At 62.8% G+C, this 12,188-nt stretch carries 7 protein-coding genes; 3 read left to right on the forward strand and 4 right to left on the reverse strand.

Annotation, left to right across the window (positions count from 1 at the left end; all coding sequences use genetic code 11):
* Positions 1-45 precede the first annotated feature (45 nt).
* Positions 46-2,283: a TonB-dependent receptor gene (locus tag AAG612_RS00590; protein ID WP_342506206.1), complete on the forward strand. Its 2,238-nt coding sequence runs from the start codon at positions 46-48 to the stop codon at positions 2,281-2,283.
* Between the two features lie 78 nt (positions 2,284-2,361).
* On the opposite strand, the gene AAG612_RS00595 is transcribed toward AAG612_RS00590, so the two are convergent.
* Positions 2,362-3,150: a LytR/AlgR family response regulator transcription factor gene (locus AAG612_RS00595; RefSeq protein ID WP_342506207.1), complete on the reverse strand. Its 789-nt coding sequence runs from the start codon at positions 3,148-3,150 to the stop codon at positions 2,362-2,364.
* Positions 3,147-4,256: a sensor histidine kinase gene (locus tag AAG612_RS00600; protein ID WP_342506210.1), complete on the reverse strand. Its 1,110-nt coding sequence runs from the start codon at positions 4,254-4,256 to the stop codon at positions 3,147-3,149. Before AAG612_RS00600 ends, AAG612_RS00595 begins: the two co-directional genes overlap by 4 nt.
* A 278-nt stretch (positions 4,257-4,534) precedes the next feature.
* On the opposite strand from AAG612_RS00600, the gene AAG612_RS00605 reads away from it, so the two are divergent.
* Both AAG612_RS00605 and AAG612_RS00610 read left to right on the forward strand, forming a co-directional pair.
* Positions 4,535-9,358: an autotransporter domain-containing protein gene (locus tag AAG612_RS00605; protein WP_342506213.1), complete on the forward strand. Its 4,824-nt coding sequence runs from the start codon at positions 4,535-4,537 to the stop codon at positions 9,356-9,358.
* Between the two features lie 19 nt (positions 9,359-9,377).
* Positions 9,378-10,487: a TIGR03032 family protein gene (locus AAG612_RS00610; protein ID WP_342506215.1), complete on the forward strand. Its 1,110-nt coding sequence runs from the start codon at positions 9,378-9,380 to the stop codon at positions 10,485-10,487.
* A 54-nt stretch (positions 10,488-10,541) separates the two neighbouring features.
* Here AAG612_RS00610 and AAG612_RS00615 read toward each other — a convergent pair whose 3' ends face one another.
* Together AAG612_RS00615 and trhO are read right to left on the reverse strand one after the other, a co-directional pair.
* The gene (locus tag AAG612_RS00615; RefSeq protein WP_342508576.1) at positions 10,542-11,186 is read right to left on the reverse strand and encodes a glutathione S-transferase; all 645 of its coding nucleotides are present in this window, start codon (positions 11,184-11,186) and stop codon (positions 10,542-10,544) included.
* Entirely contained in the window at positions 11,176-12,153 is a 978-nt protein-coding gene (trhO, locus tag AAG612_RS00620) for an oxygen-dependent tRNA uridine(34) hydroxylase TrhO (protein WP_342506217.1), read from the reverse strand. Before trhO ends, AAG612_RS00615 begins: the two co-directional genes overlap by 11 nt.
* Positions 12,154-12,188 lie beyond the last annotated feature (35 nt).

Raw genomic sequence — 12,188 nt, forward strand, 5'->3', positions numbered from 1 at the left:
GCTGCGCCCGTCACGCACCAGCGTGTCCATTTCAAGGGATTTCGAGTGAAGCCTTCCGGATACGTGGTCATGTCGCTTGTCGCATCTGGCGTTCCCGTCTGCGCGGCGGCGCAGGATTCCGATGAGGGCATAGGCGCCGACGGCGGCGACATCGTGGTGACCGCCACACGCCAGCCGCGACCGATCGAAAACGTCCCGGGCTCGGTCTTGCTGCTCGACGAAGAAGCGCTTCAGCGAGAACAAGGCTTCACCGGCGCGGAAGACCTTGCCGAATTGCTGCCCGGCGTCGAAGCTGCGGTCGCGAATGGCACCCAGGTCGCCTTCCAGATTAGAGGGATCGGGGCGGTCGACCATCAGGCGCTGACGCCGACTGCCGCGGCGGTCTATTCCGATGGGGTGTTCCTGGCGACCAACGTCCAGACCGGCGCGCTGCTTTACGATCTGGCGCGGGTCGAGGTGCTCAAAGGTCCGCAAGGCACGCTCTACGGACGCAATGCATCGGCCGGTGCGGTCAATCTGGTCAGCCGTAGACCCGATGCAGAGGGCGCCAATTACGCGCGCTTCGGGTACGGCAATTTCGACCGCGTCGACATCGACGCTGCGTTCGGCGGACGCATCGGGGATGGTGCCTATGCCCGGCTGGCGAGTACCTATGTGAAGCGATCACCCGTGTTGGAGAATGTCGCAGGGCCACCCGAAGCCAGTGGCGAAACCGACGAGTTCGGCCTTCGCCTTTCGGCGTTGCTCGACCGGGGCGGGCCCCGCCTGCTGCTTCGCGGCCATTACGAGGAGGACAAGGGCATCAACACGATGCCGCGCAACGACGCGCTCGATCTGGACAAGCACGAGATTGAATCTGAAGGCGACGGCATCCAGCGTAGCGACAATGCGTTCTACGGTGTCTCGGCCGAATTGACGGTTCATCTGGACGACTGGCAGCTGTTCTCGCTTACGGCATTCGAAGGCTATCGCCAGAATTACGGTTTCGATTTCGACGGAACGGCCGCGCCCTTCGGCAATCCGTCGCTGAATGCGAACCTCTCCTACGCGCGCGACTTCGCGCAGTTTTCGGAGGAAGCGCGGCTAAGCCGCCAGTTCACCGGTGGGTCGTTTCTACTGGGGATGGCTGCATCGCTGGAGGATTTCAGCCAGCGGTACACGATCTGGTGCGGCGAGCTCGATCCTCGGACGCTGGTCGGCTCATGCGATTATGTCGGCGCGCCTGGTCGTGTTGGCCCAACTCCTGCCAGCACCGCACCCGCATCTACGTTGGTCACTGATATATCGCAGGAGCGCATTTCGCTCGCCCTGTTCACCTACAACAGGCTGGAACTGGCTCGGCGGCTTACGCTTACCGCAGGCCTCCGGCTGAGCTACGAGGATATTCGCGGGGAAGGCCAAGGCATACACATTTTCCGCGACGGCGTGCGCGCTTTCAACGATCGGGATGGCCTCGGCCCGGCGAAGGGCAGCAATGTCATCGTGACCACCCGGCTTAGCGGCAATGCGGCACTGAGCTACGATCTGGGCGATGCGAATGCCTACCTCTCGGTTGCGAATGGCTACAAGTCCGGCGGCTTCAATGGCGAGGTTGCCAACGATGCGCTGAACTATGCCGACGAGGGCCTGTTTGCAGCCGAAACCGTGACGACGATCGAGGCGGGTTTGAAGGGTAGGGTGGCAACGCTGCGCTATTCCTTCGCGGGCTTCTACAGCGATTATCAGGATCCGCAGGCGCGCATTTTCGTCGAGTTCGCGTTGCCCGACGGGTCGAGCATCGTCTCGAACGCGCTCTCTAACCTCGATGCGGCCCGGTCCTACGGCATCGAGGGTCAGTTGGGCTGGACGCCGATTGGCGGTCTTGATCTCGATCTGGGAGCGGTCTGGAACCGCGCGGGGATCGAGCAGGACAGCGCCATCGGGGGCAACGCGGAGCTTTACGATGGCCAACCGCTGCCCTTCGCTCCCGAGTTCTCGGGCAACGCCCGTGTCCGCTACGAAACCCGTATTGGCCGTGATGCCGCTTTGGCGCTGAACGCGAACGCCAATTTCCGTAGCAGGTTCTATCTCGACCCGTCGGGACTGCCGGAGCGGAGCCAGGGGGATGTACTCACCGTGTCAGCGGGGGCGAGCCTTGCACTCGATACCGGGATCGAGATCAGCATATGGGGTCGCAATCTCACCAACCGGGACTACGCGGTCTCTGGCTATGGCTTCATCGGATACAACACCTTCCGCTCCGACCCCAGGACGTTCGGCGGCTCGGTGTCCTTCGCGCTTTAGGGCGAATATCGCGCCAGCGGATACGCGGATCGAGGTGCGCGCGCCTCTGTTCTGCGATCCCTCGGTTAGAGATAAGCGTCAGAGGCTCTTCATCACATCGAGGTATTTTCGCCCGACGGGTATCACCGCTGCGTTGCTCAGGTGCAGCAGTGGCGCGCCCCACTGATTGCGCGAAGTGCGCTCGATGCAGGTGCGCCGCACAGCATGGGATCGATGGACCCGGACAAGGTCGGGATCGCTCATGTCTTCGAGGAAGCGCGAGATGACGCCTCGGTGAAGATAGCGGTTCTCGCCGACGTGCAGGCTGACATACTCGCCTTCAGCCGTGATTTGTTCGATCTGGCTTGGAAGAACGCGTATCATCTCGCCGCGATGCGATACCCAGAGCGGGTCTTCGGGCGCAATGGCAGCGCGATCCCGGCGCAGCCCGTCGAGGCGCGACTGCAGCAGTTCGAGGCGGGTCAGCGCATCGCGCGCGATCAGTGCGTTTCGCGCGCGGTCCAGTGCAATCGTCAGGCGTTCCGGCTGGACCGGTTTGGTGAGGAAATCGATTGCCCCGGTTTCGTAAGCCTGTGCTGCGAAGTCCGGGAAGGCCGTGGTGAAGATGATCAGCGGCGGGTGACCATCTTCGGAGTTGCCTTGCAGCGCCTCGATGACGTCGAAACCGTCGACATGCGGCATCTCGATATCGAGCAGCAACAGGTCGGGCCGATGCTCGTTCACGATCTCTGGAACCTCGCGCCCGTCCTTGGCATCGGCCACGATCCGGGCTGCAGGGACGTCGTCCAGAAGCTGACGCAGCCTGCGTTGGGCGAGCGGTTCGTCGTCGACGATGCACACCGAAAGAGAGTTTCCGCCCTCTGTCATGGGAACTCGACGGGAAAGACGATCACGGTCTCGTGCCCGTTGGCGGTCGGCGTGGCGCGCACGCTCGCATCGTCACCGAAGCGGGATCGCAGCCGCGCGCGTACGTTGCGCAGTCCGGTGTTCGTGCCTGCCGATGCCGGTTGTTTGCGCACGTCGCTATCGGCCAGAACATCGCGCACGCTCAATTCCAGTGCGTCGTCCTTGCGTCGCGCGATGATTGAGAGGGTCACCGTGCTGGAGGATGAGGCGACCGAATGCTTCACGCTGTTCTCTACGATCGGTTGCAGGATCAGGCTGGGCACTTGTACGTCTGCAAGTTCCGCAGGTACGTCGATCGCGACCACCAGCCTGTCGGGGAAACGCACCTTCTCGATATTGATATAGAGCTGCTGTGCCGCGATTTCGTCGCTTAAGGAAACATCTGCCAGAGGGTCCACCGTCAGCGAATTGCGATAATAGGCGGCGAGGTTGCTCAGCATCGTCTGCGCCCGCTCGCGCTCGTCATCGCTGACGAGGGCCGCGACCGAGTTGAGCACGTTGAACAGGAAATGCGGGTTTACCTGATAACGCAGTGCGCGCAGCTCCATGGTGCGGGCGGCGCTTTCCATCGCGTTCATCCGTTCCTCGCGCGCCAGCAGCGAGGTCGCATATTGTGCCGCGACGATCACCATCGTGATCGATAGGAACCAGTGCGAACTCTGGCTCCAGGTGGCCCCCATCGTCAGCAGCCACTGGTCCAGATCCCCTTCGAGATAGAACATCAGCACCCAGTTGAAGGCGGCGTAGGGGATCGCGATCACACAGGAAAGCACGATAATGAGGATGATCTTGGCCCAGACCGGCCAGTTCCAGGTCTTCTCCATTATCACGACGATCAGCAGCGAAAGCGCGATGCCGAAGGCCATGACGACGAACCGCTGATCGAGATATTGCCAGCCATTGGTCAGGATGAGACCGACCCCGGTCTTGGTGACAAAGTAGAAGCCCCAGACCAGCAGGATGGCGATAATCGCCGGCGGCCAGACGGAGCGTTTCATGCGCTCCGGCGGAGGGATCAAGCCGAACTTCATCTCATCATCCATAGCGCCCATTCCTTCGTCGGCCATCCAACCCTCCTGACGTTCATGGCATCTCATCGGTCATTCATTGCAAAGCCGCTGGCCGCGTTGCGCTGCGGCATGTTTCTAGACGGAGCCCGAGAGCGAAAGCCTTTGCGTTCGCGGGTGCATGGGAAGCGCAGCCCGCGACAGGTGCCTGCCTTTTTCCCGAGCGCGACCGGTGGGGATCGTCGGTCGCAAACAGACGCGCTGGGCCGCTCCATTGCTTGCAGAGCGATGGACGCACCCGCTCGCGGACCGTGATTTGATTGAGGAAGGACGTTCAAGTGCCTGCATATACCGCCCCCATCGCCGCAAGTGTCGCGCCCGAAACCGTCAGCCTGCGCACCCGCCTGCTGGCCACCGCCATGGGGTGCACCGCATTGATGCTGTCCGCACCGGCCTTGGCGCAGCCAGTCCCGACACCGGTTCAGCAAGGCAGCCAAGCCGGCGATCCCGCGCAATCTGCTGCGCAGGACGAGCCGATTGTCGATCCTTCCGTCGTATCCGAAGAACCTGTCGCAATCGTCGAGGATGACGATATCTTCGTAAGCGTTGGCTCGATCGTCATCGACGAGGTCGATACCCCCGGCCTCCTGCTCGATTCAAACGGCGGCGACGCTCAGGTCGTCAACGGCGATATCGAGACCTACGGTGACAATTCCACAGGTGCCTGGGTCGAGGCACAGGGCAATGCCAACGCCGATCTGGGCGAAGTGGTGACGCACGGCGATGGCTCAACCGGCCTTTACGTTCATTCCGAAGGCCAGACGGTCACGTCGCCCTATGGATATGGGGACTACTCGATCGGGACGGCCCATGCCGGTGCGGTTTCGGTGGAGACCTTCGGCACAGGTTCAATCGGCATTCACGCCGTTTCCGATTTAAACAATGCCGAGGTGCAGAGCCAGAATCTCGTCACCCATGGCGATGGCTCGACCGGAATCCTTGTCGAAGCCGACTATTTCGCGGTCGTCGACAGCAATATTCTCAGCACCGGCGGTGACGATGCGACCGGCATCTCGATCTCGTCCGATATGGCGCAGGTCAAAAGCAACGAAGTCGTCACCCAGGGCGACCGGTCGATCGGCATTGATGTCGACGCGCGCGTGGCGGGGTTGATCGAGGCCAACAGCGTCGAGACGTCCGGCGACGATGCGATCGGCATCCGTGCCCGGGCCAATGGCGGCAACCTGCAGGTCTACAACACCTCGGTCGTCACGACCGGCGATGGCGCGACCGCCCTTGACCTGGAAGCGCTCGGCTCGGTGCTCCTCGAGAGCGACGAAGTTTCCACCAGCGGCAACAATGCCGTCGGCGTTCGCGCGCTCAGCCGCGACTATAACCTTTACGCATTCCTCGGCAGCGTCAGCACGCTGGGCGATGGTGCCACCGGCATTTCGGTGGCCGCCAATCTCGCCGCAGATGTGGAAGTCGACACCGTAAGCACGGCGGGCAACGGCGCGAACGGCATCGAAATGTTCACAGCCGAGGGCGCGGCCACCTTGCGCAATGGTTCCGTCACTACGCTGGGCGACGATCTGACCGCGATCCTCGTGGGAAGCGCGAGCGGGCGCGTCGATGTGGAAACGGGCAGCGTCTCGACGGCTGGCGATAATGCGCAGGCGATCCACCTGATCAGCGGTGGCAGCACCCGCCTGGTGGCGGGAGACGTGACGACGCAGGGCGATGACTCGGACGGGGTCGAGATCAATTCGCAGGGCGATGTCGAAGCATCGATCGACAGTATCACGACCGCCGGTGACGGTTCGGAAGGCCTGTTGATCTGGAACGGCGGTGCCGGAACCGATGCAGCGCTGGATCTCGGATCGGTGACGACCGAAGGAGAAGGCAGCTATGGCGTCGTCGCACTCGTTGGTGGCGACCTGACCGGTACGATCGACAACATCACTGCATCTGGCAACCAGTCCACGGGTATCCTGGTGGAGGCCGATGAAGGCATCGACCTTCAGCTCGGCACCGTCGACATTACGTCCGAGCGCCACTCGGTCGGCGCCGAGTTGGTCGCCGTATCTGGCGATCTGCGCCTCGCCGTAGACAACCTATCGGTGGATAGCGACGGCGCCGCGGGCCTCAGGCTGGATGCTCTCGCCGGTGACATCGTGCTCGACCTGGGCTCGCTCCGGGTGGCTGGGGGCGACGTCGCGGCGCTCGATGGCTTCGGCACCATTGCGCCCGCCGCCGTGTTCGCCAGCGCCGAAAGCGGCGGCATCACGATGCGCGCTGGCGAAATCGTTGTCGAAGCCGAAGATGTCTACGCCACGTGGGGCGTGGACCTTACCGCGCAGGGCCATATCGATGTCGCGATCGACAGCATCTATGTCACCGGATTCACCGGCAGCTGGGAAGGCGCCACCGGCTCGGGCAACGGACTCAATGTGAGTACGCGAACCAGTGCGAACGTCTCCGTTGGAAACATCGATGCGGGGTCGGGCATCAACGTTTCGGGAGCGATCGACACGCGTTATCTCGATGCGGAGATATCCGTCACTGCGGGTGATATCGTTACCCGCGCGAATTACGGGCGCGGTATCGACGTTGGGCAGTTCTTCGGCAGCACAGACATTGCGTTCAATTCGATCCGCACGGAAGGGACAGGCGCCGCCGGCGTCGAGCTAGAGACTGGCTTCGAGTCCTATCTCTATACCTTTACCACCGCAGAAATCACTGGCGGCTCGATCGAAACAGTCGGCGACTACAGCGATGGCATGAACCTGAGCTCGCGTATGGGATCGCATAGCGCCCAGGTGGGGAGCATCACGACCAGCGGCGCGCGCAGCAACGGCGTAAGTTCGACAAGCGTCATCGGCGCGAATCTGGTGATCGGATCGGTCGGAACCGCAGGTGATTACAGTGTCGGCATCCAGGCCGAAAGCACGGCGGTGCCTGCCTCTGTCCCCTTGGGGGCATTCGAACTCGAGGGCATCGGCATCGAAGCGGGCGACATCACGACCACCGGCGATTCCGCGCAGGGGATTCTTGTCAGCGGCGCTGGCCCGGTAACGATCAAGGTCAATTCGGTAGAGACGACCGGTAACTGCTACGTGTTCGAGCCGGGCGAGTATTATGGCGGTGGTGGCGGGCCCATCGGGCCGGGCCTGCCACTGCCTGGCGGCGTAGCCTCCGATGAACCCGGTGACGAATTGCCCACCGGCCCCGCTTCCATCGGTATTGAAGTCGCGGTTTCTTTCGGCGATATCGTGGTCGAAGCGGGCAGTGTGACGACCAGCGGAGACGGCGCGCACGGCCTGTGGATCGATCTACAGGGCGATGAATGGTCGGTCGCGGACCAGCAGGTGACCGTCGGTTCGGTCCAGACGAGCGGTGCGGGTGCCGATGCGATGCGCCTGCGCAACCAGACCGGCGGCGCGATCGCTGCGACCGTGGCAGGCGATGTGCTGGCCCAGGATGGCACCGGCATCAATCTGATCGGAAATGGCGAAACGTCCGTCACGGTCGCGGCGGGCGGCATGTTACGCAGCTCTGCCGATGGCTTCGCCATCGTGGTCGAACCCTATGTGGCCGAAGATCCGGGCGACGGGCCGATCGATCCCAATCCCCCGATCCCGGGCGGCCCCGGTCTTCCTATCGGCACCACGGCCAACTCGGTGGCTGCCGAAGTGGCAGTGCCTGCGACCAATATCACGATTGCCGAAGGCGGCGCGCTGTACGGGCGGGTCCGGCTGGACGATCGCGGCAGCAACTTCGACATCGCAGGCACATTCTTCGCGAATGGCACGAGCTATTTCGGCACTGGCAACGATCTGATGTCCAACAGCGGCAGCATCGTCGTTCAGGGTGATGTGCTGTTCGATGGGCTGGATCGGCTGGACAACAGCGGTGCCATCGTCTTCGCGGCGGGCAACGGCGACGATCGGCTGGACCTGTCCAACCTCGTCTTCAACGGCGTCGAGGGCAGCACCATCTCGTTCGACCTGTCGGGCGACGACAGCGACCAGCTGGTCCTCGGCGACGTCACCGGCACCACGCAGCTTCGCTTCGAAGGTGCGCAGGCCCTGACGCTCGACACCACGGCTGACCTGATCGTCTTCACCGGCGATGTGTCCTCCGATGCCTTCGTGATCGATGCGGAGGCTGAAGACGCAGGCTTCCTCAACTACCGCCTGTCCTTCGCTGAGGCCGGGCTGGCTTTGGCAATGGCACCCGATGTCGAAGTGTTCGAACCTGTTCGCCTCGGCGAGACGCTTACCGAGCGCTGGCATCAGGGCACCGATGCTTGGGCGAAGCAGAACGCGCAGGCGCGCGTCGCTTCCCAGCCCGGTGTGTCCAGCTGGGTGCAGTATTTCGACGGCAGTCGGGATCGCGAGGCGCAGGAGTACAAGGCTACTTTCGATGGCGCCGAATATGCCGAAACGCTGACGACCGAGGCTTCCTATCGTGGCGGGCAGGGCGGTATCGCCTTTGCCGGAACGAACGCTCGCTTCGGGGTCACCTTCGGCTTCGGCAGCAACGAAAGCGCGTTCGCCCAAACCGGCAACGGGTACCGGGTGGAAAGCTTCAACATCGGTCTGCACGGTGGCTGGAGCAACGGGACCGTGTTCGTCGATGCGCTCGCCAAGGCGGACTTCGCGGATGTCGAACTGGCTTTGCAGAGCGTCGACGAAGAGGCCGATTTCGAAACCAGCGCGCTTGGTGTCGCATTGGAAGCCGGGGCCCGGTTTGGCGAAGACACCTTCTTCGTCGAGCCGGTGGCAGGGATCGCGTGGGTCAGCGCCGATATTCCTGCGGTGGACTTCACCGACGCGGGGTTCACGTTCGACACTGCCGAAAGCTTGCGGGCCCATGGCGGTGCGCGCACCGGGGCACGGTTCGAAACCGGCGGTGTCGCAATCGTCCCGCATGTCGGCGTGTTTGCCGAAAAGGAACTGGCCGGCGACAATGCCGTGACCTTCGCCTCTGGCACGCAGTCCATCGGTCTGGCAGACGATGTTCCCTCGCTGTACGGTCGCGGCGAGGCCGGACTGACGCTGGAGATCAGCGATCGCTTCTCGATCTTCGCCGAGGGTGAATTGCTGTTCGGCGATATCAGTGGGGGCGCCGGTCGCGTTGGCCTCAGCCTGAAGTTCTGAACGAGACGACGGATAGCGCGTGACTGAAGACAAAAACGCCAATCCTGCGGATGCTGCGCCCGACGGCGCAGCACCTGCGGACACCCGGATCGAGCTTTCGCGCGGTTTCGCGCGATGGCTCGGCCAGATGAAATGCTCGATCGCATTCACGTCCTACCAGTCGGGAAGGCTGTTTCTGGTGGGCATACTGCCCGACGGGAAGGTCTCGCTACACCAGCAGGCGTTCCAGCGTGCGATGGGCGTCCATGCGGGCCGTGACCGGCTCTACCTTGGCGGATTGTACCAGGTCTGGCGGCTCGAAAACACGCTCCAGCCCAATGAACGGGCGAACAAGGCGTTCGATGCGCTGTACGTGCCGCGCAATGCGCAAACCACCGGCGATATCGACATTCACGAGCTTGCGGTGGACCGGCAGGGCCGGTGCATCTTCGTCAACACGAAGTTCTCCTGCCTCGCCACGCTGAGCCCGCGCTTCGGGTTCAAGCCCCTGTGGAAGCCCCATTTCATCTCCAAGCTGGCGCCGGAAGACCGGTGCCACCTGAATGGCATGGCGATGGAAGACGGCTACCCGCGATACGTCTCCGCTGTCAGCCAGAGCGATGTGGTCAGCGGCTGGCGGGAACGCCGTCACGAGGGTGGTGTCCTAATCGATGTCGAGAACGATCGTATCGTGACCGACCAGCTTTCGATGCCGCACTCCCCGCGCGTGCATGATGGTCAGCTGTGGGCGCTCGATTCCGGGCGTGGCTACCTGATCAAGGTGGACCGGGATACGGGCGAGAAGACCGATGTCGCATTTTGCCCCGGCTTCCTTCGCGGGCTTTCCTTTGCGGGTCACCACGCGCTGGTGACGGTATCCAAGCCGCGCAAGAACGGGTTCGACGGGCTCGCGCTGGACGACGAGATCAAGCGGCGAGATGGCGAGCCGTGGTGCGGCGTGTTGGTCGTCGACACACGCTCCGGATCGATCGTCGAGTTCATCAAGCTGGTCGGCGCGATAGAGGAACTGTTCGACGTGGCGGTCATCCGCGGCAAGACCTGTCCGATGGCGGTGGGTGCGCAGAGCCCGGATATCCAGTCGCTCTACAGCTTCGAAAGCGAGATCGGCCCTCTGCGGGCGGACGGCTAGCGACTGTTCGCTTGCCGCGAGATCGCGTCGGTTGGCGGTCCGGTTCTGGACGCATCAGGATAGTTCGCTGGGCTCCGGTATCACAATTGGCGGATCGCCCGGCGACCAGGGATCGAAGCGCGCCATGATCGCTGCAAACAAGGGCGATGCAAGTTGATCCGTCAGCCACTTTTGGAGGTGAGGGATCGGCTGGGCCGCAAACCAGTCCCTGTCCACCGCTGCAAACTGACGCACGAACGGCATGATTGCTGCGTCGGCGAGGCCGCGGTTCTCGCCGCATAGCTGCGGCTGGCCCGATAGTCGCTCATCGAGCAGGCTCAGGAATTCCATCCCTCGCTCGCGGTGTGTCATGGCATCGGAATCGTGGCGCTCGGGGTATTTGTATCGATCGAGGTCGTGCTTGAATGGCCCATCATTCCGTTCGATCAGCGCGGCGTCGTCTCGTTCCAGCCAACCCTCCGGATCGTCCTGGGCGAGGGCCCAGCGCATGATGTCGATGCTTTCGTCGATCACGGTGCCGTCGGAAAGGACGAGAACCGGTACGGTGCCCTTCGGTGATGCTTCCAGCATCGCCGCCGGCTTTCGCGCAAGAACCACTTCGCGCAGCACATAGGATGTTTCGCTGATCGCCAAGGCCAGCCTTGCGCGCATCGCGTAGGGGCAGCGGCGGAAGCTGTAGAGAATGCGCTCATTCGTCATCGTCATCTCCGGTTGTCGCAAACACCGCGCCGACATGCGCGCGCCCTTGCCGCGCTGCGAGCATTTCCTGCTGGTGACGCTCGCGATAGGAGGCGCGCTGCTCGTCGTTTCTTTCGTCATGGCAGGCTGCGCAACTGACGCCAGCCTCGTAGAGGGGCGACTGCTTTTCCGATGGGCTGACCGGGCGCCGACATGCAAAGCACAATTCATGCGTGCCTTGCGAAAGCGCATGTCCCACCGCGACACGCTGGTCGAACACGAAGCATTCGCCCTGCCACCGGCTCTCCTCCTCGGGCACATGCTCAAGGTACGCGAGGATCCCGCCCTTGAGGTGGAAGACGTCGTCCAGCCCCTCTTTTTTGAGAAATGCGGAGGCCTTTTCGCAGCGGATGCCACCGGTGCAGAACATGGCGACTTTGGGTGGGCTCGCAGATCCCAGCAGGCGCTCGCGTTCCCGCGCGTACCATTCCGGAAAATCGCGGAAGGTACCGGTCATCGGATTGATCGCCCCTGCGAAGGAGCCGATCGAAACCTCGTAATCGTTGCGCGTGTCGATCACGATCGTGTCGGGATCGTCGATCAGCGCGTTCCAGTCCTGCGGATCGACATAGGTGCCCGCATTGGCAGCGGGGTCGATCCCGGGCTGGCCCATGGTCACGATTTCCTGCTTCAGCCGCACCTTCATGCGGTGAAACGGCATGGTTTCAGCGCCCGAGAACTTCACCTCGAGATCGGCGCAATCGGGCCAGCTGCGAATATGGTCGAGAACCCGGTCAATACCCTTCCGCGAACCTGCGATCGTGCCATTGATACCTTCGCTGGCCAGCAGCAGCGTGCCCTTGATCCCCTGATCGTCGCACAATTGCTTCAACGGTTCGCGCAGCCCCTCGATGTTCGCCAGGGTCGCGAAACGGTATAATGCGGCCACGCAGATAGATTGCGTGCTCTCACTTGTCGGCGTGGTCATGGGCATACTCTTGGCATGTCAGTTCGAGAAGCTGG

It is taken from the genome of Citromicrobium bathyomarinum, assembly GCF_038594605.1.
GTDB classification, from domain to species: Bacteria; Pseudomonadota; Alphaproteobacteria; order Sphingomonadales; family Sphingomonadaceae; genus Alteriqipengyuania; species Alteriqipengyuania bathyomarina_B.

Bases quoted from the DNA above. Each gene is read 5' to 3' on its own strand.
- trhO (WP_342506217.1), bottom strand. From the start codon at position 12,153: ATGACCACGCCGACAAGTGAGAGCACGCAATCTATCTGCGTGGCCGCA.
- AAG612_RS00600 (WP_342506210.1), bottom strand. From the start codon at position 4,256: ATGGCCGACGAAGGAATGGGCGCTATGGATGATGAGATGAAGTTCGGC.
- AAG612_RS00615 (WP_342508576.1), bottom strand. From the start codon at position 11,186: ATGACGAATGAGCGCATTCTCTACAGCTTCCGCCGCTGCCCCTACGCG.
- AAG612_RS00595 (WP_342506207.1), bottom strand. From the start codon at position 3,150: ATGACAGAGGGCGGAAACTCTCTTTCGGTGTGCATCGTCGACGACGAA.